Origin of the sequence: Marinobacter sp. 1-3A (assembly GCF_016597775.1) — a bacterium.
In the GTDB taxonomy this organism is placed as follows: domain Bacteria; phylum Pseudomonadota; class Gammaproteobacteria; order Pseudomonadales; family Oleiphilaceae; genus Marinobacter; species Marinobacter xiaoshiensis.
Genome location: NZ_VCGZ01000014.1, coordinates 18093 through 42561, shown reverse-complemented (window position 1 = coordinate 42561; position 24469 = coordinate 18093). Strand labels below are relative to the sequence as shown.

Below are 24469 nucleotides of genomic sequence, written 5' to 3'. Positions count from 1 at the left end.
CGGTTCAGTATGAGCAGAAACTGCTCGCCTCTATCCTGCCATCACTAGCCCTTATTCCTGATCGTGTTCTGTGGCGTCCTTTCGATGTTTTTATAGCCTATCTGTTTCTGTCCGGCACGCCAAAAAAAAACAGTAAAAGCTTATGTTTTCAGTCAGTTATTTCCTTCTTTAAATCCTGTGTAAACCGACTAACTAATTGAAGTGTAATAGTCATTGCCATGGCCTTCTGGGTTTGCTAGCCTTGAAGATAAGTAATTACTTGGGTTTGGAAGTTCCTTGGTCATCGGGTGGCTTCAATAACAATAGGAAGAGATACATGCCGTTGGATATATCCATGATTGGCCTGGCAGGCCCTGGTGTTTCTGAGACGCTGGAAGACCGCTGGCTAATGAATTACGCCGCATCTGTTGGTGATGAAAACCCGGTTTATTTAGACAACCGAGGTGGCAAATTGCTGCCCGCGCACCCTGCGTATTTGTCGCACCTGGAGTGGGAGGCGATTGTTGGGCTGCATGAATGTTTGGAGATGCTGCTGCCGGAAGAGCGTGATCGTGGTGTGCACAGCTATAACGATACGGAAATTATTCGGCCTCTTCGTAGCGGCGACAAGATCAGCTGTGTGGCGAGTGTGGAGTCTGTGTTCGAGCATCCCGCAGGTGCCTGTCTCGGCATACGGGTTAACACAAGGGATGGTAATCAGGAATTAGTTGCTTCTTCGTTAACGCAAATCATCTACCGAGGCGTGCCGTTGGCTAGCAAGGCTGAAGGCCCTGCGCCTGTGGAATATCTGGAGAAACATACCTTTAGCGAGCAACCTGATCGAAGCGAAAAAATTGTTCTTAGCCCAATAGCTGCTCATGTGTTTTCTGAGTGTGCCCGCGATTACAACCCCATTCATACCGATATAGCCGTGGCTGAATCTATTGATTTGCCGGGTCTTATCTTGCACGGCACCGGCACGTTCGCTTTGGTGGTGAGCTCGCTGGTGAATCATGAAGCGAAGGGGCATCCGCAGCAGGTGCAGCGTTTTGTTGGCAGGCTGGCCGCGATGGTGCTTTGCCCATCTGAGGTCACGCTAAATGTCTATGCCGCTAAAAACCAGCCTTCGCATTTCCGCTTTGAGCTCCTGACTGACGCAAACAAGCCGGCTATTAGCAGCGGTTACTTTGCACTGGCCGAACACTAATTCGAGAGGTTAGCCGTGGCAGACACTCAAACCCCAACACCGTATTTCACCAGCGAATGGTTGCTGGTTGAAGAAGAGCCAGTTCGCCAGTTCGCCACATCCACTTATCTCAATGAGAAGCATGTGGATATGGCTGTGAGCCGCAACAACCCGTTGGGCGGCGACCTGGTAGACGGCTTTTGGATGTTAAGCATGTTGCTTTACTTCCATTTCAAGTACGTGGAGCGGCAGTCAGACAAAGAATATGGCTTCAACTACGGCCTCAACAAAGTGCGCTTTATTACCCCTGTGATGATCGGTGATGAAGTGCGCGTGACATCAGAATTTCTGGATGAAAAGCCGCATGGAGAAGGGCGCCTGATTACCACGCGCAACACCATGCACGTTCGTGGCAAAGAAAAGCCCTGCATGGTGGCTGATCTGCTTTTGCTGCATCTGAAGGCGGATTAGCGCTGCTCACGATCGTTTATTCACGTATCCAGTTAACACAAGAGAAAGATGATGACCCAGTCAAAAAACTGGTGGGCAGATATCGACACGAGTGCTCTGCCGCCTGTCTTTAAAAACATCGAGCACTATGCACAGACGGACCCCGAGATGACGGTGTGCCTGTTTAACGAACAGGCCCTGTCTTACGAGGAGCTTTGGCAGCAGGTTGAAGCCACCGCCAAGGCATTGTTGGCACTTGGCATTCAGCCCGGCCAGCGTGTTGCCACACTGTGTACCCCGCGCCCGGAGTTTCTTGTTACCTACTTGGCAGCCAGCTCAATTGGTGCGGTGTGGTTGGGGCTTAACCCAAGATATACCGTGCATGAGCTAAGTCACGTTATTGGCGATGCAGAACCCGCTCTTGTGTTCACGCTTGTGGGTGACAGTGCTCCGGAATTATTGCAGCGCCTCGAAGCGGTTTATGAAGGCCTTGGTGCTGAGAAAAAGCCTCCTGTTGTTGCCTTGAACCAGTGTGATGATGCGGTAAGCAATGTGGAAGGCATCATACCCTGGACGGCGTTCATTGAAGAGGCGGGTCGTTGTGATGCAGCGGTTCTGCAGCAAGCGCGTGACAGCGTAGCACCTTCAGATACGGCGATGATTGTGTACACGTCCGGCACAACGGGTAAGCCAAAAGGCGCCAGGATACGCCATTCCGGGCTGTCGCGCTTAGCGCATGTGCAATCACTGAAGTGGGGTGTCAAGCAGCCTCGCGTGCTGGTTAATTTGCCCATCAACCATATTGGTTGTGTAGGTGACTTGTGCACCGTAACGCTCTATAGCAAAGGCTCTTTGGTTTTTTCTGAAAACTTTAACGTGGAAGAAAACCTGGCGCTGATTGAGAACAAAAAAGTATCGGCGCTGTTCCAGATTCCCACCCAGCTGCAAATGCTGGCGGCCAGCCCAAACTTTAATACCTATTCATTAGCCAGTTTAGCGCTGGTGGGCTGGGGCGGCGGTCCACTTTCCCTCGCAGTGATCGATAAATACCGTGCCAAGGGGTGTCGCGTGATGACCACCTACGGCCTGACGGAAGTCGGCTCCTCTGTGAGTTACACCCCGATCGATGCCAGTGAGGAAGTACTCACCAACACTGTTGGTAGCCCGGATCCACAACTGCACCTGCGCTTTTTAGCGGAAGACGGCAGTTGGGCAGGTGAGCAGGGGCCCGGCGAAGTGTGCGTTAAGCACCCCAGCGTAATGGCGGGGTATTTGAATTTACCCGAGGCTACTGCGGAAGCGTTTACTGCGGATGGCTGGTTGCGCACTGGCGACATTGGTGAATTGCGCGATGACGGCAACCTGGTTCTGTTTAGCCGCGTTAGCGAAATGTATAAATCCGGTGGCTATAACGTTTATCCGCGTGAAATAGAGCAGGTCCTGGAAAGCTATCCGGGAATTGAAATTGCGGTGGTGGTTTCCAGGCCCGATCCACAATGGGGCGAAGTCGGTGCTGCGTTTCTGGAAGCGGTAACAGACATCGATGTTGAGCAGCTGCAGCAACACGCCCGCAACAGCCTTGCCAATTACAAAATACCTAAAGCCTTCTCGGTGATGACTTTGCCACGTTTAAGCAATGACAAAATCGACAAACAAAAATTGCGCGAGATCGCTCGTAAGCAAAATAAATAGAGGTGTCATGATGGCTGAATTGAAAAAAACGTTAAGCGGAACCGCGCTTGTTGCGGTGGGTGCGGCGGGACTTATTGGCTCAAGTTTTGTGTATTTATCAAGCCAGTTATTTGCTGAGTTTAGTGCGGGTGGCGTGATCATTGGCATGCTACTGGCAACCTTCCTGGCGTGTTGTGTGGCTTTGGCGATTAGTGAACTGACCTCCAGCTTCCCAAGGGCTGGTGGAGAGTTTGTTTATGCTTACCTTGCGTTTAACCGTCCTGTTGGTTTTCTGATGGGGTGGCTCGCTGTGGGGGTGTTTTGCGGGATCGTTGCATTTTACGTGACCGCAACGGGATTCCTGTTGGGGCAAGTCATTCCGGCTCTCAATACCATCCCTCTTTACAGTATTGGTGGCGAGGCCATACACCTACCGGTACTCATGATCGGGTTGGGTATGTTGTTTCTTAACTTATGGATGAATTGGTACGGCACAACCGTCGCTTTTTCTATCCAGGTAATGATGTTTATCACCATTGTTGTGCTTGGGCTTGCTGTGGTTTTTGTGGGATTTGACCATGGTGATATTAGTAACTTTCTCCCAGCGTTTAACGAGGAGCTAACAGGAAGAACCAGCTGGAGCTCGGTTTTCTCCTTCGTGTTGCCTGCTTTGGGGTTCCTGACAGGGTTCAGCATTGTGGCGATTCTCGCAGAAGAGGCAAGCGTGTCTGCACGCCAGGTGGGTAGAATCGTCATCCTTTCTGTAGTTATTGCGGGTGCTTTTTACACCTTAATGTTCATGGCTACAGCGTGGGTGATTCCCTGGGAAACAACGGCCTCGTTTTCTAGCGGTACCATTGATGCGTTCCGACACGCAGGTTTTCCGATTATAGCGTACCTGGCTTTTGCCATCGGCGTGCTAGGGCTATTAACAACCTTTCTTGCTGTGTTTTCCTCCGTATCTCGCCTTCTCTTTTCGCTCGCAAGAGCGGGCTTGCTGCCTAAGTTTTTAGCGCGCATTGATAATGAGCAGCGCATTCCTCGTAATGCGCTGTTGTTTACCACAGTGATTGGTATTGCATTGGGTTGGTTAGGTCCGAAAAGCCTGGTGTGGTTGTTGAATGTTGGTGGTGTTTATGTGGCCATGATGTGGCTGTTGACGGTGCTTACGTTCTATCGCCTGCGTAAAACCCTACCCAGTTTGCATCGTCCTTATCGGGTCAGATTAACGTGGTTCCCCGCTATTGGTGGCGTTGCGGCACTGCTGATTATCGCTGCAAATTTATTGCCTGGCACGGGTATGACACTTAAAAGCAATGTCGAGTACATGATTTTATGTAGCTGGCTAGTATTTGGTGTTTTGGTCTATTTGTTTACCGGAAAAGATAAGTCTCAGCAGGCCAACCTGGAAGATATGTTGGGTGATAGTTATGAGGCTTTTGCTAAAGCAAAAGCACAAAATTCATAAAATATTATAAATATAAATATCGAGAAATTTATGAGTCTATATAAAATGAAAAATATTGTTGGTTCACTGCTATTCATAACATCACTGCTGTTTGCAAATAATGCTTTGGCAGATTTTGGTGATGCGCAAACACGTGACTATACGTCTATGCCTGCAGGGACCACCTTTATGGTGAACTTTCTGCGGGCAGGTAAGGCAGATCGCTTTTATAGCGATGGCGAACGTGTCACTGGGCTGGGTTTAGAAGCTGATCTTCTGGCGGACACACTCGTAGTAGGGCATTTTTACGAGTTATTTGGTTTGACAATGATGGGCAAAGTATCGGGCTCGTTGATTAGAACCAAACTAAGCTCTAATTTTGACAGTCCAGAAACAACGACTGGCTTTAGTGATCCTGTGTTTTCAAATGCGGTATGGCTTGTTGACAACAACGAAGATGGAATGTGGTTTGTTATCGAGCCATATATCAGTTTTCCGTGGGGAAGCTACAACGAGAACAAGCCGAACACTTCGCCTGGCGAAAATGCTTACAAAGTACTAACGGATATTAACTTCACCAAACGTTTTGGAAGTGGCACATACGTTGAACTGTGGTATGAGTTTAAAAAGAACAGTCCTAACGATCGCTATTTTGGGCAAACATTAAAGAAAGATCGCTCTGATCGATACGCAGTTTTGTTTTCGCAAGACCTGCCTGCAACAAGTTGGACAAATAGTCACTTTTTAGGCATGCGCTATGCCTGGAGGCAAGGTGGTCAGGAGTATCTTGATGGTGTTAAAGCCGGCGGTCGCGATAATAACCAGGATCTAACGGTTACTTATGCGGCTATTATTGGCCAGCGAGACCAGCTGAAGTTATCGTATTTGCACAATACCAAGGCGCGCAATGGCTTCGCTGTAAATGGTGTTGAGTTGCGATGGGCGCGTATGTTCTAAGCTCTGCCCTCGGAAAGAAACGTAATATTGAGCGGCTGTTTGCGTTGCAAGCAGCCGCTTTTTCTTTGGTTCATTAGTTAGTTGGCGTTATCCTGTTTCATCAAGCATCTTCCGGAGCCCTGGAGGCTTCCGACGCTCGTTATCAGGAGCACTCGAAAGTGGATCAAACTCGAAACATTGATTCCGTTGCTGAGTTGCAAGGCGACCTTGCACGCAAACACAAGGCGTATGTGCCCACCGAGGCGGAAGCAACCAAAGCGCTAGTTGCTCAGGATTTCGAAACCCTGCAGAAAAACGGGTATGTGATTATCGAAGGGTTGCTCAGTGATTCAGAGCTGGAATCCATCCGTGCGGAAGCCTCGCCGCTTCTGAATAAGCCCGGGCGCAATAATTTTGAGGGCGTGAAAACACAGCGGGTTTACAATGTTCTGGAACAAACCCGGGTTATTGACACCCTTGCCGTTCACCCGAGAATTACGGGCCTTCTGAACCGGCTGTTTCAGCCAAATTACCTGCTTAGCCAAGCTCAAATAATCAACATCTTGCCGGGAGAAGCCGCCCAGCCGCTGCATTATGATGATGGCTTCTATCCCATACCCCGCCCACGCAAGCCCCTTGGCGCCGCTACGGTATGGGCGATTGATGAGTTCACAGAAGATAATGGTGCAACGGTTCTCATCCCGGAAAGCCATCTGCTTGGACAGGAAATAGTCACCGATCGCAGCAAGGTCGTTCCAGCCGTCATGCCTGCGGGGTCGGTTGTTTTCTTCCTTGGTACAACCTGGCACGGTGGCGGCAGCAACCAGTCAGCAGCATCCCGGTTGGCTGTTACATGCCAGTACTGCGAGCCCTGGCTTCGTCCGCAGGAAAACTTCTTTCTGGAATTAAGCCAGGAAACCCTGGCCGCCATTCCTGAACAGCTACTGAGCATGGTTGGCTATTCGATTCATCCGCCTTTTATGGGCATGGTGAATGGAATGCATCCCAAGCGTACTTTGAGTGGTAAGACAAAAGGCAGCTAATACAGAGCTGTGTCTTATTCCTGCAACCGCCCCGTCATTTTCCTTCCGTATGCTGCCCTCTCGATTTGAGCAGCAACGGAGAGTGAAGCATGAGCAAGCAGTTCCTTTACGTGATGATGTTGGCGGCCATTGCCGGTCTCGCCGGGTGTAACAGCGGTTCCAACAGCGGCGGTGTTGATTCCCCAATAACCAAACCAGACCCGACGCCTGACCCGGAACCAGATCCGAAGCCGGAACCGGAACCCAATTCTAAAGTGTTGTTGCAGGAAAACTTTGAAGCCGTGGCCGACGGCAAGCTGCCCGAAGGTTGGGTAGCCATGAGCGGCACGGAGGATATGTTTTACACCAACAATGGCAGCCTGTTTGTAGACGGCCGGGGAAATAACTACACCCCCGTCAGCCTGAAATTGCCCGAGTCGCTTCAGGATAAAAGCAACTACCGCATTGATGTTGTGTTTACGATTCAGGAAGCAAACACTGACACTCGCTGGGTTGGTTTCCAGTATCGCGTAGGCATGGGTGTCGAGCCCTACTATCAAATGGCGATTCGCCAGAAAGCCACTGCTGAAAACGGTACAGAGCATGCGCTACGCAACCAGGGCGAGTGGGCGATTGTAGACAAACAACGGTATTCAGAAAACATTGCGTCGGACCAGATGTACACCGCCACAATCGTTGCCCATGGCGATCGGGTTCAGCACTTCCTGAATGGGCAGTTGATGCAGGATTCTGAATTGGACAGCCAGTTTGCCCAAGGGGGTGTGGCTTTCCAGGCGGCCGGTAGTCTTCTTCGGGTTGATGAAGTGACCGTGACCGAGCAATTAACAGCACTGCCGCCATTGTCGCCGATGGCTGAAGTAGCAGAGCTGGATACTGGCGCTTCCATGGCTCCGAGCATTGCTACCGCAGTGCCGACCCTGGCTGAACTGGCGCTAGAGCCGTCCCTCCCGATTTTCTTGAAGCTCGACGACCAGTTGATGCTGACGACCGAAGACGGCGGCAGTTTGGGATATTTGGACAGCCTTCTTGAAGGTGAGCAGTTCAACGCGCTGCCGATGTTTTATGTGACCTCTCAGACCGCCGTGGATGCGCTGGTTCCTGTGGTAGAGAAGCATCAGCTGTTCGACATCACCTTGGTATCAAACAGTGCAGAGCTTTTGCGGGATGCACGGGTAAAAATGCCGATGATTCGCGCGGCGATGGATTTCACGGGTGCGGGCCTGACAACGGCTCCGGCAGATCTTTTGAGCATCACGCAGGAAACCAATCGGGCTAAAGCCAAGATTGCGATACTGCCGGCGCCTCTGCTGGATAAAGCCTCTGTGATATACCTTCAGAACCGTCTGGTATCTGTTTGGGGCAGTCTGGTAGCGCCAACCAACGAGCAAACCACTGACGTGCTATTGGCCGGTGTGAATGGCTTGGTGACGGATACACCCGAGCAGGCCCAAGAGTTCCTGGCCAAACTGCCGGAAAACACCCTGTTGAGAAAGCCGCTGATCGTGGGTCACCGAGGTGTGCCATCACTGGTGGCAGAAAACACCGTGGCTGGCGCTGTGAAAGCCGCCGAGTTGGGAGCGGATGCGGTTGAATCCGATATCTACCTCACCAAGGACAACCACATTGTCGTGATACACGATGGCACCGTGGATAGGACCACCGACGGCACAGGGCCGGTTGAGGAAAAAACGCTGGATGAACTGAAAGCGCTGACGGTGGAAGGCGCACACGATGTGCCGACAATGGACGAGTTCTTTACTGCCTTGAAAGGTAAAGAGGTGGTTCACTTCATCGAGATAAAGAGCGGCAAGCTTGAGATAGTGGAGTACCTGAAGCAGGCAATCGATCGCAATGACGTTTGGGACCAGGTTATCGTAATTTCATTCAACTCCGATCAGTTGCTGAAGTTGCAAGAAGTGATGCCCGGCGTCTCCGGTGGTTTCCTGACCGGCTTTGCTACCGACAGCAATATGACGAAAAACCTGCGCCAGATCCTGAAAGCGACGCAGCTGTATTCGTCTACGTTCAACCCTTCCTATAAAAACCTGTCGCCGTCGGTTATGGAGGCTTCCAGGCACCGTGGCACAACTTTCTGGCCCTGGACGTTCCGGGATCAAACCGAGGCAGAAAGCTACTACCTTGCGGGCACCCATGGCATGACGACGGATTACGCCCAGTGGTTTAGTGATTACCCCGTAAGCGTTGATCCGGTGGTGGGTAACATTAATGTAGCAGCCAATGTTGGCGTGGCAGTGGATGTGACCCTGACCACGCAGCTGGGTGAAACTCAGGCGGCTGAAGCAAATCGCTTCATTGTGCTGGCCAGCACAGCGGACTACACCAACGATGGTGCTTCGCTTATGTTTACAGCGCCCGGCACGGCGACCCTTCTTCCCGTGTATGAATACACGCTGGGCAACGGAGCGGCTTATCGCGTGATTGGCGCGCGTGTGGCAGTAACCATCAACTAAAATGAGTCTTGGGTAGCACCAAGCGATTTTTACTACCTTAAAGGCACGGGGCATACTCCCCGTGCCTTTTTTGTTGGCTTGAGCAAGGCTTGTCAGGCAACCGGCCGCTTTCTCTTTAGTTCCCGGGTCGATTGGCGTTACGCTATTCCTGTGTGGCAAGAAAAAGGCAGCTAACCAATGGTGAAATTAAAGTATGAGCAATGAACAACCGAATAACCCTCTGCACGGCATTACGCTGGAGCAAGTCGTAACACGGCTGCAAGAACATTATGGCTGGGAAGGGCTGGCTCAGCGGATCAACATCAATTGCTTCAAAAGCGATCCTTCGATTAAGTCATCGCTGAAGTTTTTGCGCAAAACCCAGTGGGCCAGGGATAAGGTTGAGGGTTTGTATATTTCAACGTTTGCTTGAGGCTGGCGCCGCGAAGGCATACGTTATTCGTTATCAGGTATATGTCATGTCGAAAAAAGTAGTCATGTTTGAGTACGAGAAAGAAACTAAAAACAGTGTGCGCTATAAGGAGGTACCTGATGAAGGCACGGCTCCTATTGTGGGCACTTTGTATGTGCAGAAATGGTTCGCGGGCAGCAGTAAGACGATTGAGATAACGATTGATAAAAAGGACTAGTACGGCACAGATTCAGGCCAACCAAGGTTCTTTGCAATAGGCATAAGGGGGCAAGCCGTGAAAGAGACCGGTAAAATCAACTATGTGGAAATGCCGTCACGAGACCTTGACGCCACAAAGAAATTTTTTGGTGATGCGTTCGGGTGGGCGTTTATCGACTATGGCCCTGAGTACGTTGCAATTCAGAACGCGGGTCTGGATGGCGGATTCTTTAAATCAGACCATGTGGCGACGACCAGCAACGGAAGTGTGTTGGTGGTTCTTTATAGTAGCGATCTGGAAGCTACGCTCGAAAAAGTGAAGCAGGCTGGAGGGAAGGTTGTTCTGGATATTTTCACTTTCCCCGGTGGTCGCCGTTTTCATTTTAGTGATCCGAGTGGCAATGAATATGCCGTTTGGTCAGAAGGGAGCAGAGAGTAAGCATTGAAAAACACAGCTAAATTATCCGAGTGCAGGAAATACCGTTTCGCCCTGTGGCGAACATGGGATGAATCGAAACCCTATGTAATGTTTGTTGGGCTCAACCCATCCACTGCGGATGAGACAACTGACGACCCAACACTAATCCGATGCATCAACTATGCGAAAGCATGGGGTTTTGGTGGTGTGTGCATGGCCAACATTTTTGCGTTTCGTGCCACTGCGCCAAATGATATGAAGGCAGCAAAGGATCCGATAGGCTCTGAGAATAACGAGTGGCTAATAAAGCTGTCTGGCGATGCGGGTTTGGTTGTGGCTGCGTGGGGAAATGATGGTTCATTTCTGGGCCGTTCTGATCAGGTGAAGGGGCTTCTGCCGAACCTGCACTGTTTGAAGTTGAACAAGTCAGGTGAGCCAGCGCACCCGCTGTATCAAAAAGCGGATAGAAAGCCCGTGCCAATGAGTGATTAAAAACCGCGATTTATAGCGGTTCTCCGAGGAGATGTGACTTTGCGCTTGCGAATACTGTCTGATTTGCACGTTGAGTGTTTTCAGGAAGGTCGTGAACTGCCTGAGGTGGCTGCGGATGTGGTTATCCTGGCCGGTGATATCCACCGCACAACGGAAGGCCTGGCGTGGGCGGCAGAGCGGTTTGGTGAGCAGGAGATTATCTACGTTGCGGGTAATCATGAGTTCTACGGAACCAGCATGCCCGAGGCCCGTGAAGCATTGCGTGCCGAAGCCCAGCGACTAGGGATTCACCTGCTAGATAACGATACGGTCGATATTGATGGCGTGCGGTTTCACGGCACCACACTATGGACAGATTTTGCTTTGTATTCTGGTCAACCTAACGATGATCCAGTGGGCACCCGTCAGCGCGCCCAGGCGTTCATGCCGGATTTTCGAATTATCCAGCAGCCAGCAGGTGAGGTGTTTACGGTTGATGAGAGCCAGAGGTTGCATGCCGAAGCCATCGCCTGGCTTGAGGCAGAATTAAGCGAGCCTGTGCCCGGGCCGCGAGTGGTGGTTAGCCACCATGCACCCTTGCCAGAGTGTATACCGCCCAAGTACCAGGGCGACTCCCTGTCGCCAGCTTTTGCTTCGAACTTGCGGGCGCTGATGGGGAGGATGGATCTGTGGGTTCACGGCCATGTTCATGAGCCCGTTGATTTGCAGGTTGAAGGTACTCGCGTATTCGCCAACCCCGGTGCTTATCCCAGAGAATATGACCCACCGCTGTTTGCTGCAGACAGAATTATTGAGGTGTAAGCCCATAAACAAGTATGATGGATGCCTCAATTAAAAGTCGAGTGGATGTCATGACAACAGATCTGAATAGCCGGCACGGTTTGAACCCTGCGCACAGTGAATTGGTAGAGGCGTGCAAGGTTATTGAACCATGCAAAGCCCTCGATATGGGCTGCTCCAATGGGCGTAACGCCCTATACCTGAGCCAGCTTGGCTTTGACGTAACCGCTGTGGACAACAACCCCGGCGCTATCAACATGCTGCAGCAAATTGTCAGCAAAGAGGGGATCGCCAATGTTGAGGCGAAGGTATACGACATCAATAACGCCGAGCTTGGGGCGGATTATGGGTTGATTGTCTGCACTGTCACCTTGATGTTTCTCGATCCGGCCCGTGTGGGTGCTGTGATTGCTGACATGCAAGAGCGCACTCTGCCCGGTGGCTATAACCTGATTGTTTGCGCCATGAATACCCCGGAATACCCATGTCCCGTTCCCTTCCCGTTTACCCTTGAATCGGGGCAGCTGAGAACAGCTTATGAGGGATGGGAGCTGGTTAAGTACAACGAGGATCTGGGCACCATGCATAATGGTGCCCAGTTGCAGTTTGCTACCATGTTGGCGCGGAAACCTGGTTAGATGCAGTGATCGCTTATCAAAAACAACTGCTCATGATAGTTGCCACTGGTTGGATCTCGGCCGCAGGCGCCAATGACGCTTGTCTGGCGTCTGCCCAGTCTGACCTGGAGCGTCTGTACTGCGAGGTTGTCGAACTTGGAGGCGGTGCAGGGCTTCCTTCTATGGTGGATTTCAAACGCAATGACCCAAAGGTGCAGGCGCTGTTGTTACGGCAGCCTGCCAAGCGTTTGAGCCTTACACTGCCTGAGGTTTCGGCCGGGCGTGAATCTGAATCCAAGCCCGCACGCAAGCCAGCGGCGGCCGAACCGCAGCGGGAACCGGCGAAGGAGTCCGTCTCTGAACCGTCGGTTGCCCAAGGCTTGGCGGATTGCCAATTGAGGGGAGAGTTGATTCAGTGCCCGAATACGGCCTTCAAGTTAGCAGGAAATCGCACGCTGGCATCACTGGAAGATGGTGTTCTGGAGCCGGGTAACCGCCTGGGAATCGTGCCTTTCAACGGCGCTCGTAGTGATGATGAGGCCGTGCGATCCTACCTTTCAACTGCTTATGATCGTTACATCCCCAAAATGCTGGCTATTGGTCTTGGCGCAAACACCATGAGCTTCACGGCATTTCATAACGCCTTTCACACCCTTGAAAGCGGCGGCGTGGATTTCTCCGAGCGTATGGAGAAAACCTACGAGTTGCTCAAGCAGGATCGAAAAACTTTGGGCGTGAAAGCCCGCTATCACGATGAACTGCCAGAAAACCTGGCTCAGTGTGTGACCATCGATCGCAGTATCATTGTGTGCGACAACGTCGGGACCAACTGGGTGTTTGTTCGCACAAAGTAGAGCGTGGTTTACAGCTTTTTGTAGCGCCGTTCTGGCCGGCCGATGCTGCCATAGCTGACTTCGGCCACAACGGTGCCTGTGCCTGTCATGTATTCCAGATAACGCCTGGCAGTTGTGCGGGATGCGCCCATGGCGTTGCCCACTTCTTCAGCGCTCCAGGGCTTGCCGCCGGCAATCAGTTCGCGAATCTTGTCCAGGGTTATAACATCAATGCCTTTTGGCAGGCGGTGATTGTGATCCTGGTTTGTGTCGCCGGAATTGCGTGGGAGTATGGCGTCTACTTCATCCTGCCCCAGGAGTTTTAGTGCCGACAGGCGCGCAAGATGGTCGCGAAACCGGTTGATGGCTTCTTCCAGGCGCTCGAATACCAGTGGCTTCAGAATGTAGTCAAATACGCCGCCGCGCAGGGCAGTGCGTAGTGTTTCCACTTCTTTGGCGGCGGTGATCAGAATTATGTCGGTGCTGTTGTCGCTGGCGCGCAGTTCGCGCAATAAATCCAGCCCGCTGCCGTCGGGAAAATACACGTCCAGCAATATCAGATCGGGTTGCAGTACCTCAGCCTGTTCCCGGGCATCGGCCAGGGTATGGGCTATGCCGCACAGTTCCACCTGGTCCAGGCGCTGCACAAAGCGGCGCTGGATTTCTGCAATCTGGCGGTCGTCTTCGGCGATCAGCAGTCGGATGGGGGGCACGATGGGCTCCTGCCTGTTGGTTTTTTGGGTAAGTATAGAGTGAAGCGACTGCCACCAGCCACGCTCAGGTTTTCCACCGTAATCGAGCCGCCCCAGCTATCCAGAAACTTGCGTACCAAATGTAGCCCAAATCCGTGCTCATGGCCGGCTTTGCTGGTTACGCCCTTCTCGAAAATCTGGTTTTGCAGTTCCGGTGCGACACCGGGGCCTTGATCCTCCACTTCAAAAATCAGCTCCTGGCCAAGATCTGTCATAGACAACTGTACTCTGCCGTTTGGGCCAGTGTGGCGGCGGGTGGCTTCCAGTGCGTTATCAATCAGGTTGCCAAGTACGCTGACCAGCTGATCGCGGGGCAGGTTGTCTGGCAGGTCGGTCATCTGGCTGTCCGGGTCTATGTCCAGATGCAGGCCCATTTCCCGCGCCCGGTTATGTTTGCCCAGCAGGCAGCCGGCAATGATGGGGTCTGGTACGGCCTCCAGCAGCAGGTGAATCAGAGCCTGATGACTACTCACTTCGCTGCCGATAAGCCCCAGCGCATCGTTGTAGGCGCCCAGTTGGATCAATCCGGCAATGGTGTGCAGTTTGTTGGAGTATTCGTGCGTCTGGCTACGCAGAGTATCGGCGTATTGCTGGATGTGGGTGAGTTGCTGGCTAACGTGATCCAGCTCGTTGCGCAGGCGGAAGCTGGCCACTACTCCGATAATGTCGTCGCCCTGGCGCATGGGCAGTCTGTTGACCACCATCTGCTTGTTGCGAAGCCATACCTCGCGATCGAAATCCGGTATGCCACTGCTCAATACCGACATCAGGTCGCTTTCGGGGAGTACATCCAGAATGGCGCGTCCGGCTATTGGAGTGTCTTCATCCAGGCCCAGGGTAGTCAGAGCTGCGAGGTTTACCGTGGTTATAATGCCGTCGCGATTGATGGCAATAATGCCTTCTCGCACCGATTGCAGTGTGGCGTCCCGCTCCTTGAACAGGCCGGCAATTTCTTCTGGCTCCAAGCCAAAAATTGCACGTTTGAAGCGGCTGGCAATCACCACTGCCGCGAGAATACTCACCAGCAACACTACGCCCAGAACGCCATACAGTATGAAGTTATAGTGCTGAACCGTGGCTTCTACCTGAGCCACGCTGTACCCCACCGACACTATCCCGATTATGGCGCCATTAGTGGGGTCAAATACCGGGGCTTTGCCGCGCATGGACTCGCCCAGATTCCCCATGGCGCGGGCGATATAGCCTTCGCCCTCCACCAGGGCCTGGTGGCCGTAGTCGCCATCATCGTCGGCCATGGAGTGGCCAATGCGGGCCGGGGAAGGGTGGGCCAGGCGGATGGCCTCGTGGTCACCAATAACAATAAACAGGGCTTCGTTGGTAGTGGCAAGCGTGTGGGTGAGGGTGTTCAGGTCCTCAACGTTGCGTTGCTGAATGCCGTTGATAATCGCAGGGCTTGCGGCGATGGTTTTAGCCACCATCAAGGCGCGCTGGCCAATCTCGTTGTATAGGGATTCGCTCAGGTAGTAGCCGGCAAACAGGCCAATAAGCAGGGTTTGCAACACGCTCACCAGGCCGAGGGTGAGAATCATGCGGGTTTTGAGTTTTGTGCGTCGCTTTGCAGGCATAGGCTTTAATCAGAATCGTCTATTGGCGGCAAGGTTCAGGGTAAAACACCCCAACCGGGTTTGCCCGTGAACTTTATGAACAAAAAGCACAGTAGTTTTTTTAAGTGAGTTACGCCCGCAAACTTCAGCAAATACGGATTGCCTTCTAGTCTGTTTATTGAAACAACAACGAGGTGATCAATATGTTTTTCAAAACAACAATAGCATTTGCAGCAGCGGCTGCGTTCAGTATGTCTGCCATGGCCTGGGAGCCCAGCGGAAAAGTTGAGTGTCTGGCACCGGCTGACCCCGGCGGCGGTTGGGATTTTACCTGCCGCAGTGTGGGTAAGGTTATGCAGGAGCTGGACCTGGTAAGTGGTTCAGTACAAACCGTGAACATGGCGGGCGCAGGTGGCGGTGTTGCTTATGCCCACACCGTAAGTAAGCGTAAAAACGACGACAAACTGATTGTTGCGGCCTCTACCGCTACTACCACCCGGCTGGCTCAAAAGCAGTTCCCGGGGATGGATGCCTCCATGGTTAAGTGGGTTGGCGCTTTGGGCGCAGACTACGGCATTATCGCGGTAAGCAAAAACTCAAAATATGAAAACCTGAACCAGCTGATGGATGCGGTGAAAGAGAATCCGCGATCAGTCAAATTCGCTGGCGGCAGTGCCCGTGGCGGCTGGGATCACCTCAAGGTGCTCATAGCAGCAAAGGCTGCAGGTGCTGAGAAACTGCCTTCTATTCCTTACCTGTCGTACAACAACGGTGGCGAAGCCATGACACAAGTGGTTGGCGGCCAGGTGGACGCATTCACGGGTGACGTATCCGAAGCCACTGGCTTTATGGAATCCGGTGATTTGCGCGTGCTGGCGGTGCTGTCAGAAGAGCGCCTGCCGGGCAAGTTCGGCGACATTCCTACCGCTCGTGAGCAGGGCATTGATGCCCTCGGCCCTAACTGGCGCGGATTTTACATGCCAAAAGACACCTCCGCAGAAGCGCAGCAGTATTGGGTAGACGCAGTCGACACCCTTTACGCCAGCGATGAGTGGAAGGCGGTCATGAAAAATAACGGCTTGATTTCATTCCACCCGAAAGCCGGTGAGTTTGAAAGCTTTGTAACCAACCAGGTGCAGGACATTGAAACCCTGTCCCGGGAAATTGGTCTACTGAAATGACTGGCCTGGGCGACCGTATTCTGGGCTTGTGCCTGTTGGTGCTGGCGGTTGCCTATGGCTGGGTGGCGCAACAGTGGCCTGAACCCTTCGGTGGTACCGAGGGGGTAGGGCCGGAAACCTTCCCCACCATGCTGGCCGTTGTGCTGGTGGTGGGGAGCCTGTACCTGATGATCAAGCCGGATGCCGATACCCAGTGGCCTGTTGGGAAAACAGCCCTGGAGTTGGTGGTTTCGATCATTGTGCTGGTGGTTTACGCGCTGCTGCTCGAGCCATTGGGCTTTGTTATCTCCACTACCCTGGCGGTTGGCGCTTTGAGCTGGCGCATGGGGGCACCTGCTAAATCAGCGTTTGCAATTGGGCTGCTCAGTGCCGTTGTGGTGTTCGGGTTGTTTAACTATGGCTTGTCTCTGAGCCTGCCCACTGGCTTGCTGGGGGGCTTTTAACCATGGAAACACTTGGCTTTCTGATGGACGGGTTTGCGGTGGCGTTAACGCCGTACAACCTGATGTTTGCGCTGTTTGGTGCCTTCGTGGGCACCCTGATTGGCTGCCTGCCAGGCCTGGGCCCGGCGAATGGTGTGGCCATTCTGATACCTCTTGCCTTTACCTTGGGCTTGCCGCCTGAAACGGCAATGATTCTGCTCACATCGGTTTATGCGGGTGCCATGTACGGCGGCCGGATTTCATCGATCCTGCTGAATATCCCGGGCGATGAGCCAGCCATGATGACCTGCCTTGATGGCTACCCCATGGCAAAAAAAGGCCGTGCGGCAGATGCCTTGGCAATCTCGGCGATTGCCTCCTTTGCGGGCAGTCTGATCGGGACCTTGGGGCTGATCATGCTGGCGCCAGTGCTGGCTCGCTTTGCGCTGACCTTTGGGCCGGCGGAATACTTCGCGCTGTTCTTGCTCGCCTTCGCTACGCTGGGAGGCATAACCGGCAAGAACCCGATGAAGACGGTGATCGCAGCTGCGTTGGGCATTATGATTTCCACAGTGGGAATCGATATCTCTACCGGTACCCAGAGGTACACCGGGGGCGTGCTGGAGCTGTATGAGGGCATCGATTTCATTTTGGCGATTGTGGGTCTGTTTGCCATATCCGAGCTTCTGTTTTTTGTAGAAGCACGCATGGGCAAAGGCCGCAGCAAAGTGAATATGGGCAAGCTGACGCTGACCTTCAAAGAGATTGTATCGACAATTCCCACTCAGCTGCGTGGTGGTGTGCTCGGCTTTATTGCCGGAGTTCTGCCAGGCGCGGGGGCCTCATTGGGAAGCTTTATAAGCTATACCCTTGAGAAGTCGGTGCTCGGCAAAAAAGGCCGCTTTGGAGAAGGTGATATTCGTGGTGTAGTGGCGCCGGAAGCCGGTAACAATGGTGCCGCGTCGGGTGCCTTGGTGCCCATGCTAACCTTGGGTGTACCCGGAAGTGGTACTACAGCAGTATTGCTGGCGATGTTGATTTCCCTCAATATTACGCCCGGGCCTCTGATGTTCACCCAGAATGCGGATATCGTGTGGGGTGTAATCGCCGCACTGCTGATTGGTAACGTATTGCTGCTGATACTGAACATTCCGATGATCGGAGTGTTTGTAAGGCTGCTGTCCGTACCGCCTATGTACCTGCTGCCAATCGTCACCATGGTGGCGTTTGTAGGTATCTACTCCATCAGCCACAGCACCTTTGATCTGTACTTCATGATTCTGTTTGGTGTTGGCGGTTATGTTCTGCGAAAGCTGGAAATTCCTTTGGTTCCCATTATTCTGGGCCTGTTGTTAGGGCCCGAAATGGAAAAGAACCTGGGCCATGCGCTGATTCTGTCTGACGGTGATTGGACCACACTCTGGTCGAGCCCCCTGTCGATAGGATTGTGGCTGGTAGCCGGACTTGGTTTGGTGTTGCCGACATTGGTTGGGCCGATTCTGCGCCGCCGAATGCGCAATGCGATAAAGGAAGGGCCTGTTAGCGACTAAGCGCCAAGGTCAGCCGTTTCGGCGGGTATTATAAAAGATGTGCACCGGGCTTTGCCCGGTGTTTTTATTTATCGAAGCACAGGAAGTTATGTCAGACTTTTCTCTAATCCAGTATGCCCTGGTCGCACTGATTTTTATCTGGAGCGGGTTCGTGCGCTCTGGCCTGGGCTTTGGGGGAGCGGTGCTGTCGCTGCCGTTCCTGTTGCTGGTGAAAGACGACCCGCTAATCTTCCTGCCCATCATTGCGGTACACCTGCTGTTTTTTTCGTCTTTGACCATCTGGATGAACAATCGCAAAAGCCGCACCGGCAAAACCGGTGATAGTAGCCAAAAGCTGACCGGGTTCGGGCCAGATGCAGCCGCAAAAGCACCCGAAGGCACGGTTGATTGGCCCTACCTCTGGCGGATGCTGGGCATCATGCTGGTGCCCAAATTGATTGGCGTGTTCGGCCTGTTTACGCTGCCCCCACATGTATTAAGCGCGATTATATTCGTGATTGTTGCGATCTACTCAGTGTCATACATCATCAACCGACCTTTCCGCAGCAGAAGTAAAACCGTGGATGTGATCTTGCTGATGGCCGGTGGTTACATCAGCGGCACCTCGCTAATCGGCGCACCGCTGATTATTGCGGTTGCCTCCCAGCATGTGGCGCGGGAGAAGCTGCGCGATACCTTGTTTGGCCTTTGGTTTATTCTGGTGTTGATCAAACTGGCAGCGTTCATCTGGGTTGGGCTTGATCTGCAGTTGATCCATCACCTTTGGTTACTGCCGTGTGCTGCGGTGGGGCATGTGATCGGGCTACGTTTTCACGAGCGTATTCTGAAGGCGGAAACACCGGTGTTTTTCCGCATGCTGGGGGTGGTGCTGTTGGTGGTCAGTAGTGTGGGTATGGTTAGCGCATTTTTGTGATGCCCACGGCATCAACGTTAATCAGGCCATTGCCAGGGTGGTGCGTCCAATAACCCCTGGCCCACAACAACCGTTTCACCCAGTTCCTTGTTCAGGGCAATCGAGTTGCAGTCACCATCCCTTTCCAGCGTTGCCACTAGCCGTGGTGCGTGGGAAACCACCCAAACCTGAGTCTCCCGCGAGGCGCGGATAATCAGTCGCCCGAGTGCAGGAAGCAGATCCGGGTGCAGGCTGGTTTCCGGCTCGTTCAGCACCAACAGGGAAGGGGGCCGGGGTGTAAGTAATGCTGCTACCAACAGAAGGTAGCGCAGCGTTCCGTCAGAAAGTTCTGCCTGGTTCAGCGGCCGCAACAGACCATCCTGCAGGAACTCCAGAACAAAGCGATTACCTGAGTCTGCAGAAAAGTTTATCGTAGCTCCGGGAAACGCATCCTCAATCGCGTGATACAACGCCTGGCGGTCGCCTATCTCATGGATGGTTCGCAGAGCAGCAACCAGGCTATGGCCATCGTGGTCGAGTACAGGGGTTCGTGTGCCTATCTGCGGCGTGCGAATGACGGACTGGGGATCGGTTCTGAACTGATCGTAGAAGCGCCAGTTGCGGATAGTTTGTCGCACAGCGTGCACTTCAGGCACAGCCACCGGGTCGCTGATTTCGTTGAGGATGCTTTCATAAGAATTGAGGTGGGCGTTATACACCTCCCACTTTCGGCCGGAGCGCACTTTTACTACAGGCCCAACGCGGTCGATCAGGCAGCTGCTAGGCCGGCAAACATCGCCCACCCAAATGCATTCACGTTTTATTTCCGGGTCGAACTGAAACATGGACGGGTCTTGGTAGCCGGCAAAACCCTGCGGTGCTGGCATTCCCAATGATATGGCATAACTGAACTCTTCACCCGCAAAGCCCAGCCTCAGGCGTGAGTTGTGTTTTCGTGCAGAGCCTTGAACAGGTGCGGAGCCTTCTCTCATGCCGCTGGTAATGTTGTCAGGCCCGGCCCAGAAGGTGTAATCCAGCCCGCCTTCCTGTGCGATCGACGAAATCATGTTTCCTTTCGCCGCTTCTGCGAGCAGGCGCAGAGATTTGTACAGGTTGGATTTGCCACAACCGTTTGGGCCTGTAACCACATTAAGACCCGCCAAAGGCGCAACAATGCCCTTCAGGCTACGGTAGTTTGATACTGCGAATGCATTGATCATGCTCACGAGCCCATCCCCTTTCGCCCCAACTTTTCCAGCGCCATTAGCGTATCTGTGTATTTCACCAGCCGGTTCAAATAGTCCGGTGACAGCCTCTGCATTTCGGCCATTGCCAGGCTCACCAGGCGGTGGGCATTCATGGGGCCGGCGTCTTTGGGGGCCTGTTCGATGGCGCAGCGAACGCGGTCCTGAAGGGCTTGCTCGCCACGGTCTGCCGATGCTCTGGTCATGGCTTTTAGTGGCTGACGGGGGTTGGCGGTTGCAGCGCGTTGGGGAGCTTCCAAATCATCTTCGGGCGTTCCAAATACCAACTGTTCCAGGGTGGACCGGGGTTGTGTTTGGGGTGCACTCTGAGTTTGATTCAGCCTGTCCAGCAGAGCTGAGAGCGGCGAAGTGCCACCGGTTTCAATGGCTTGTGATGACGGCTGAGGTGCTTCGAATCGTGTTTTGTAGTCTGCAACCGCCTGCTCCAGCTTCTGCCAGTGTGGAGTGTGCTGCAGTCCTTTTGCTTCCAACCGCATCGCCAGAGCTTCCAGATAGCGAAAGCCAACCGGGTTCATCTGGTCGGCTCCGGAGTTTCGGAGGTCTTCCAGTTGCGGATGCACGGCAGTGGCTTCAGTTATCGCATTCATCTGTTGTCAGCCTCCGCTTCGGCACTTGCAGGTGTTTGAGGCGCCAGAGGTACGGTACTGATTTCTACCCGCCGATTCTGAGCTCGGGATTCTGAATCAATATTGGGCACCGCCGGATGGTGCGGGCCAAAGGCGGCGGCGAATACCCGGTCGTTGGGCAGGCCAAGTTCTATTAATGTTCGGGTGACTGTGAGTGCCCTTTGTGCTGACAGCCCCCAGTTGTCCTGATACCGGTTGCCGCTGTGCATGGGCAGGTCATCGGTGAAGCCGCTGATCATCAGCAGTTCCTGGTGCTGAGTCAGATAGGTTTGCAACGGGGTAATTAGGGCTTCCAATACTTCCACGCCGTCGGCTTGCAGCTGATCCGAGTTCAGCTCAAACAGCACGTTGCCACTGATGCCGATGCGGCCATTGTGAAAGGTCACCAGGCCTTTGGTGAGCGGATCTTCCAGCGCTTGCTCCAGGGCAATCCGCCGCTGTTCTTCGGCTTCCCGCTTGGCTTTTTCTTCCTCAAGGGATTGGCTCAGTTCCAGTTGAACGCCAATCACCCACACCAGTATCAGCACCAGAATACCCACCAGTGCAGCCATCAGGTCTGAGAATATTGCCCAGATTGGGGTGGACTGCTGTTCACCGTCTTCCAGATATTCCATCAACTGGCTCCGCTGGTCTCGGTGTGATTGGCGATCAGAGCCGAAGCCGCATCAATCACATCTTTCTGGGAACTCACAGAGAGGTCGATAACTTCTCGGGCCTGGGCAACGTAATAGGCCAACTGTTCATCGTGGCGCTTGCCGGCTCCATCCAGTGCTTTCTGAATGTTGGCCAGGCTTTCCTGAAGCTGAGTGTTAGACGCGCTGAACAGCTCCACTGCGGCAAGGAAGGATTCGCTGAGGGCGCCCACTTCCTGGCTGCTGCCGGTGATGTCTTCGCCCAGCTTGCCGAGTTGCTGGCTTTGTTCCTGAATCAGGACATTAAAGCGTTCGCTGATGCCTGTGAGGGTTTCACCTGCGCCGCTGATAAGAGAATCCACCGCCTCGCGCTGGCTGTCTGCATTGTTGCGCTGGGATTCCAGAAGGCTGTCCAGCTCCTGAACCAGCCGCTGACGCTCTTCCAATAGTTGGTTTTCCCGTTCGCTGTTGCGGGCCATTTCGCTTTGCAGTTGCGAGATCACCCGTGCGGCGGCTTTGGGGGTTTCCGACGCGGTTTCTATCAGGCGGGTCATGGGGGCTTCCAGGCCTGCGCCCAATTCGGTCAGGTGTTTGGTGACGGTTGCTTCCAGCTGGGCCAGGCGTTCATTGGCCGCGTCGCCTCGGGTTGCTTCTTGCTCATGCAGTTGAGAAAGCTGCTCGCTGATACGGGTGATGAGAGCATCCAGGCCTTGTTGCTGATTGGTGGCAAGCTTGGCGCTTTCTTCACGGAAGTGGGATTGGTATTCCTGCAAGGTATTCTGCAGAGCTTTGCTGTGTTCAGCCGAGGCCTGTTGCTGAGCCAGAAGATTTTGCTGCCAGTTATTACCTGCTTCCTGTGTGGTTTTCTGGAAGCTATCTGTGAGTTCCGCAAGCTGCTGCTTGGTGGTGGCAGACCAGTCTTCGTGGAGCTTTCCGGCGCTGGACTGCAGAGTTGTCATGGCTTCGGTAACGATCGGCTCTATGCGTTCAGCGGCCAGGCGGCTGCTGGATTCCAGAGATTTCTCAAGAGACTCGGCCACAGACGTTGCCAGGGTTTGGTAGTGGCCGCCAACGGTGGTGTGGAACTCTTGCTGATTTCGGGTAAGGGATTGCTCAAGCTGCTGGCCTAGTTGCTCCATGCGGGCGGTCATGGATTCCATGGCGGTTGCCATTTGGGGCAGGGCTTCTGCTTGGGATTCCAGTGCTTTGAAAGCCTGTTGGCGCTGATAGTCTGTCGACAGGTGGTGTAACCGCTGGCGCAGAGTCTTATCCAGCTGGCGGGATACCTGTAAGAGCTCCCGGCGGCTGAGGGTGGAGGCCAGCCCCAGCATGGCGGACGCTGCGACACCGGCAATGGAGGTGCCGAAGGCCAAGCTCAGCCCGGCAATCGGAGCCGCCAGTGCGCTGCGAATCACACTGAGTTCGGTGCTGCCATCCAGTGCAGATGCCGCGCCGCTCAAGGTCACAATCATGCCGGCAAAGGTGCCTAGCAGGCCAAGCATAACCAATAGGCCAACCAGGTAGGGCGTAAACTGCGGGCTTGGCAGTGCAGCAAAATGCCCATCAATGCGCCTCTGTACTGCAAACTGAACTTGCTCCGGCAGGCCGGAAAACCAGCTTGTCAGTTGCTCGCGGCTTTCCGGTGTGGTGCCCAGCTTCTGTTGCAGTTTTCGGGTTGTGCTCCGGAACCCCATTAGCTCAACAAACCCCAGCGTGTAGACCGCCGCAATAATGACCGTTACGGAAAGCGCCAGCAGGTCAGAGCCTAAAAAGCGCTGGCCAATCCAGGCCGTCACCGCCATGCCTATGGCAAAAGCGAAAAAGAAGAAAAATCTGCTCATGGAGAATCCATTACCTCGTTGTGGCAGGCCTCAAGTACTCCCAGTACTGGCTCCAGCCGAACATCCAGTTCAGCGAGTAAAAGATTCTGCGCTTCTTCGCAGTAACGGTGGAGCCAATCATCCGGCGCAATGCCGGTTTCTTGGGAGGGATCAGAGGTTGTTTGTTCTGCGGGAGACAGCGCGTGAAATCGCTGCTCCAATACTTTGGAAATATGAGAGAAACACTGGCTGGTGTACCCGGTCATTGCCTGGTCGAAGGTTGAATCCAGCTCTGCCAGCCTGGCCAGGTTCTGGTTGTGATCCTTCATCGCTTTTCGGGTTTTGTCGCGAAGCTGCCGGCTTGCGGCGACCACTCTGCGTTGCAGGGTGAGCCAGGTGTTCAGATAGGGCTCGAAAGCCAGATTGTCTGTCGATTCAATATCCTCGCCGTAGCTTTTGATCTTCCCTATCAATGCTGTGCGAGTGGTGGCCAGTTCCTTGATTATTCGTTCAAAGGTTGGCCCTTGATCCATGCCTGGATAGCGGGCTCGAAATGCAATCGCGGAATCCAGAACAAGGGTGTCTGAAAGCCCAAACAGTCGCCCCAGGCGTTCGCCGCAACAGGGCAGCGGGCCGTCGGCAAGCGGCGCCCCGGATTGGGCCAGCAGTTGCAGCAGCCTTGGCGGTGAAACCCCGGCAGAATGTGAGGGTGATTGAGTCATCAAATAATCGCGCACAGGTTTGGGGAACCGAAAAATACCGGGCTTTCCGGGGCGACTATTCTAAAGGGTATGGGAGGTGATTGATAATGACTGAATTGCCAGAAATATA

25 protein-coding genes are annotated in these 24469 nt (G+C 53.5%); 18 read left to right on the top strand and 7 right to left on the bottom strand.

What is annotated here, in order from left to right; all coding sequences use genetic code 11:
* Window positions 1–316 precede the first annotated feature (316 nt).
* The 14 genes from FE848_RS17360 (at window position 317) to FE848_RS17295 (ending at window position 12954) form a co-directional block, all read left to right on the top strand.
* Entirely contained in the window at window positions 317–1186 is an 870-nt protein-coding gene (locus FE848_RS17360; protein WP_200205116.1) for a MaoC/PaaZ C-terminal domain-containing protein, read from the top strand.
* A 15-nt stretch (window positions 1187–1201) separates the two neighbouring features.
* Entirely contained in the window at window positions 1202–1636 is a 435-nt protein-coding gene (locus tag FE848_RS17355) for a MaoC/PaaZ C-terminal domain-containing protein (RefSeq protein ID WP_200205115.1), read from the top strand.
* A gap of 51 nt (window positions 1637–1687) precedes the next feature.
* On the top strand, window positions 1688–3307 hold the full coding sequence (locus FE848_RS17350; protein ID WP_200205114.1) for a class I adenylate-forming enzyme family protein: 1620 nt from the start codon (window positions 1688–1690) through the stop codon (window positions 3305–3307).
* Between the two features lie 10 nt (window positions 3308–3317).
* On the top strand, window positions 3318–4754 hold the full coding sequence (locus FE848_RS17345; RefSeq protein ID WP_200205113.1) for an APC family permease: 1437 nt from the start codon (window positions 3318–3320) through the stop codon (window positions 4752–4754).
* Between the two features lie 30 nt (window positions 4755–4784).
* Window positions 4785–5690: a transporter gene (locus FE848_RS17340; protein WP_200205112.1), complete on the top strand. Its 906-nt coding sequence runs from the start codon at window positions 4785–4787 to the stop codon at window positions 5688–5690.
* A 158-nt stretch (window positions 5691–5848) separates the two neighbouring features.
* Window positions 5849–6712: a phytanoyl-CoA dioxygenase family protein gene (locus FE848_RS17335; RefSeq protein WP_200205111.1), complete on the top strand. Its 864-nt coding sequence runs from the start codon at window positions 5849–5851 to the stop codon at window positions 6710–6712.
* An 89-nt stretch (window positions 6713–6801) separates the two neighbouring features.
* Window positions 6802–9183, top strand: coding sequence for a glycerophosphodiester phosphodiesterase family protein (locus tag FE848_RS17330; protein ID WP_200205110.1), 2382 nt, complete (start codon window positions 6802–6804; stop codon window positions 9181–9183).
* A 193-nt stretch (window positions 9184–9376) separates the two neighbouring features.
* Entirely contained in the window at window positions 9377–9595 is a 219-nt protein-coding gene (locus tag FE848_RS17325) for a VF530 family DNA-binding protein (protein WP_200205109.1), read from the top strand.
* Between the two features lie 46 nt (window positions 9596–9641).
* Window positions 9642–9812, top strand: a complete 171-nt coding sequence (locus FE848_RS17320) for a hypothetical protein (protein WP_200205108.1) — start codon at window positions 9642–9644, stop codon at window positions 9810–9812.
* A 57-nt stretch (window positions 9813–9869) separates the two neighbouring features.
* Window positions 9870–10232, top strand: coding sequence for a VOC family protein (locus FE848_RS17315; RefSeq protein WP_200205107.1), 363 nt, complete (start codon window positions 9870–9872; stop codon window positions 10230–10232).
* 3 nt (window positions 10233–10235) lie between these two features.
* The gene (locus FE848_RS17310) at window positions 10236–10703 is read left to right on the top strand and encodes a DUF1643 domain-containing protein (RefSeq protein WP_200205106.1); all 468 of its coding nucleotides are present in this window, start codon (window positions 10236–10238) and stop codon (window positions 10701–10703) included.
* A 33-nt stretch (window positions 10704–10736) separates the two neighbouring features.
* The gene (locus FE848_RS17305; protein WP_320159521.1) at window positions 10737–11504 is read left to right on the top strand and encodes a metallophosphoesterase family protein; all 768 of its coding nucleotides are present in this window, start codon (window positions 10737–10739) and stop codon (window positions 11502–11504) included.
* 50 nt (window positions 11505–11554) lie between these two features.
* On the top strand, window positions 11555–12121 hold the full coding sequence (gene tehB, locus FE848_RS17300; protein ID WP_200205104.1) for a tellurite resistance methyltransferase TehB: 567 nt from the start codon (window positions 11555–11557) through the stop codon (window positions 12119–12121).
* Between the two features lie 5 nt (window positions 12122–12126).
* A complete protein-coding gene (locus tag FE848_RS17295; RefSeq protein ID WP_227714533.1) occupies window positions 12127–12954 on the top strand; it encodes a hypothetical protein in 828 nt (275 codons plus the stop codon).
* Between the two features lie 8 nt (window positions 12955–12962).
* Here FE848_RS17295 and FE848_RS17290 read toward each other — a convergent pair whose 3' ends face one another.
* Together FE848_RS17290 and FE848_RS17285 are read right to left on the bottom strand one after the other, a co-directional pair.
* Window positions 12963–13646: a response regulator gene (locus tag FE848_RS17290; RefSeq protein WP_200205103.1), complete on the bottom strand. Its 684-nt coding sequence runs from the start codon at window positions 13644–13646 to the stop codon at window positions 12963–12965.
* Window positions 13625–15271, bottom strand: coding sequence for a sensor histidine kinase (locus tag FE848_RS17285; protein WP_200205102.1), 1647 nt, complete (start codon window positions 15269–15271; stop codon window positions 13625–13627). Before FE848_RS17285 ends, FE848_RS17290 begins: the two co-directional genes overlap by 22 nt.
* A gap of 182 nt (window positions 15272–15453) precedes the next feature.
* Between FE848_RS17285 and FE848_RS17280 the strand changes: the two genes are divergently transcribed.
* The 4 genes from FE848_RS17280 to FE848_RS17265 all read left to right on the top strand — a co-directional run bounded on the left by FE848_RS17280 (window position 15454) and on the right by FE848_RS17265 (window position 19316).
* Window positions 15454–16431, top strand: coding sequence for a Bug family tripartite tricarboxylate transporter substrate binding protein (locus tag FE848_RS17280; protein ID WP_200205101.1), 978 nt, complete (start codon window positions 15454–15456; stop codon window positions 16429–16431).
* Window positions 16428–16874 (top strand): tripartite tricarboxylate transporter TctB family protein, encoded by a 447-nt coding sequence (locus tag FE848_RS17275; RefSeq protein WP_200205100.1) that lies wholly within the window; start codon window positions 16428–16430, stop codon window positions 16872–16874. Before FE848_RS17280 ends, FE848_RS17275 begins: the two co-directional genes overlap by 4 nt.
* A 2-nt stretch (window positions 16875–16876) precedes the next feature.
* Entirely contained in the window at window positions 16877–18403 is a 1527-nt protein-coding gene (locus tag FE848_RS17270) for a tripartite tricarboxylate transporter permease (protein ID WP_200205099.1), read from the top strand.
* An 88-nt stretch (window positions 18404–18491) separates the two neighbouring features.
* Window positions 18492–19316 (top strand): sulfite exporter TauE/SafE family protein, encoded by an 825-nt coding sequence (locus tag FE848_RS17265; protein WP_200205098.1) that lies wholly within the window; start codon window positions 18492–18494, stop codon window positions 19314–19316.
* A gap of 17 nt (window positions 19317–19333) precedes the next feature.
* Here FE848_RS17265 and FE848_RS17260 read toward each other — a convergent pair whose 3' ends face one another.
* From FE848_RS17260 to FE848_RS17240, 5 genes are read right to left on the bottom strand one after another with little or no spacing between them, the layout of a single operon-like run.
* The gene (locus FE848_RS17260; RefSeq protein WP_200205134.1) at window positions 19334–20515 is read right to left on the bottom strand and encodes an AAA family ATPase; all 1182 of its coding nucleotides are present in this window, start codon (window positions 20513–20515) and stop codon (window positions 19334–19336) included.
* Window positions 20516–20517: 2 nt separating this feature from the next.
* On the bottom strand, window positions 20518–21147 hold the full coding sequence (locus tag FE848_RS17255) for a DUF2894 domain-containing protein (RefSeq protein WP_200205097.1): 630 nt from the start codon (window positions 21145–21147) through the stop codon (window positions 20518–20520).
* A complete protein-coding gene (locus FE848_RS17250; RefSeq protein ID WP_200205096.1) occupies window positions 21144–21800 on the bottom strand; it encodes an OmpA family protein in 657 nt (218 codons plus the stop codon). Before FE848_RS17250 ends, FE848_RS17255 begins: the two co-directional genes overlap by 4 nt.
* Window positions 21800–23659, bottom strand: coding sequence for a DUF802 domain-containing protein (locus FE848_RS17245; protein ID WP_200205095.1), 1860 nt, complete (start codon window positions 23657–23659; stop codon window positions 21800–21802). The genes FE848_RS17250 and FE848_RS17245 overlap by 1 nt, the downstream gene beginning before the upstream one ends.
* On the bottom strand, window positions 23656–24360 hold the full coding sequence (locus tag FE848_RS17240) for a DUF3348 family protein (RefSeq protein WP_200205094.1): 705 nt from the start codon (window positions 24358–24360) through the stop codon (window positions 23656–23658). Before FE848_RS17240 ends, FE848_RS17245 begins: the two co-directional genes overlap by 4 nt.
* Between the last annotated feature and the right edge of the window lie 109 nt (window positions 24361–24469).

Excerpts from the sequence above, each read along its gene's own strand:
- FE848_RS17240 (WP_200205094.1), bottom strand. The coding sequence starts at position 24,360 with ATGACTCAATCACCCTCACATTCTGCCGGGGTTTCACCGCCAAGGCTG.
- FE848_RS17260 (WP_200205134.1), bottom strand. The coding sequence starts at position 20,515 with ATGATCAATGCATTCGCAGTATCAAACTACCGTAGCCTGAAGGGCATT.
- FE848_RS17250 (WP_200205096.1), bottom strand. The coding sequence starts at position 21,800 with ATGGAATATCTGGAAGACGGTGAACAGCAGTCCACCCCAATCTGGGCA.
- FE848_RS17270 (WP_200205099.1), top strand. The coding sequence starts at position 16,877 with ATGGAAACACTTGGCTTTCTGATGGACGGGTTTGCGGTGGCGTTAACG.
- FE848_RS17285 (WP_200205102.1), bottom strand. The coding sequence starts at position 15,271 with ATGCCTGCAAAGCGACGCACAAAACTCAAAACCCGCATGATTCTCACC.
- FE848_RS17340 (WP_200205112.1), top strand. The coding sequence starts at position 4,785 with ATGAGTCTATATAAAATGAAAAATATTGTTGGTTCACTGCTATTCATA.
- FE848_RS17265 (WP_200205098.1), top strand. The coding sequence starts at position 18,492 with ATGTCAGACTTTTCTCTAATCCAGTATGCCCTGGTCGCACTGATTTTT.
- FE848_RS17320 (WP_200205108.1), top strand. The coding sequence starts at position 9,642 with ATGTCGAAAAAAGTAGTCATGTTTGAGTACGAGAAAGAAACTAAAAAC.
- FE848_RS17275 (WP_200205100.1), top strand. The coding sequence starts at position 16,428 with ATGACTGGCCTGGGCGACCGTATTCTGGGCTTGTGCCTGTTGGTGCTG.
- FE848_RS17280 (WP_200205101.1), top strand. The coding sequence starts at position 15,454 with ATGTTTTTCAAAACAACAATAGCATTTGCAGCAGCGGCTGCGTTCAGT.
- FE848_RS17360 (WP_200205116.1), top strand. The coding sequence starts at position 317 with ATGCCGTTGGATATATCCATGATTGGCCTGGCAGGCCCTGGTGTTTCT.
- FE848_RS17345 (WP_200205113.1), top strand. The coding sequence starts at position 3,318 with ATGGCTGAATTGAAAAAAACGTTAAGCGGAACCGCGCTTGTTGCGGTG.
- FE848_RS17245 (WP_200205095.1), bottom strand. The coding sequence starts at position 23,659 with ATGAGCAGATTTTTCTTCTTTTTCGCTTTTGCCATAGGCATGGCGGTG.
- FE848_RS17325 (WP_200205109.1), top strand. The coding sequence starts at position 9,377 with ATGAGCAATGAACAACCGAATAACCCTCTGCACGGCATTACGCTGGAG.
- FE848_RS17330 (WP_200205110.1), top strand. The coding sequence starts at position 6,802 with ATGAGCAAGCAGTTCCTTTACGTGATGATGTTGGCGGCCATTGCCGGT.
- FE848_RS17255 (WP_200205097.1), bottom strand. The coding sequence starts at position 21,147 with ATGAATGCGATAACTGAAGCCACTGCCGTGCATCCGCAACTGGAAGAC.
- tehB (WP_200205104.1), top strand. The coding sequence starts at position 11,555 with ATGACAACAGATCTGAATAGCCGGCACGGTTTGAACCCTGCGCACAGT.
- FE848_RS17350 (WP_200205114.1), top strand. The coding sequence starts at position 1,688 with ATGACCCAGTCAAAAAACTGGTGGGCAGATATCGACACGAGTGCTCTG.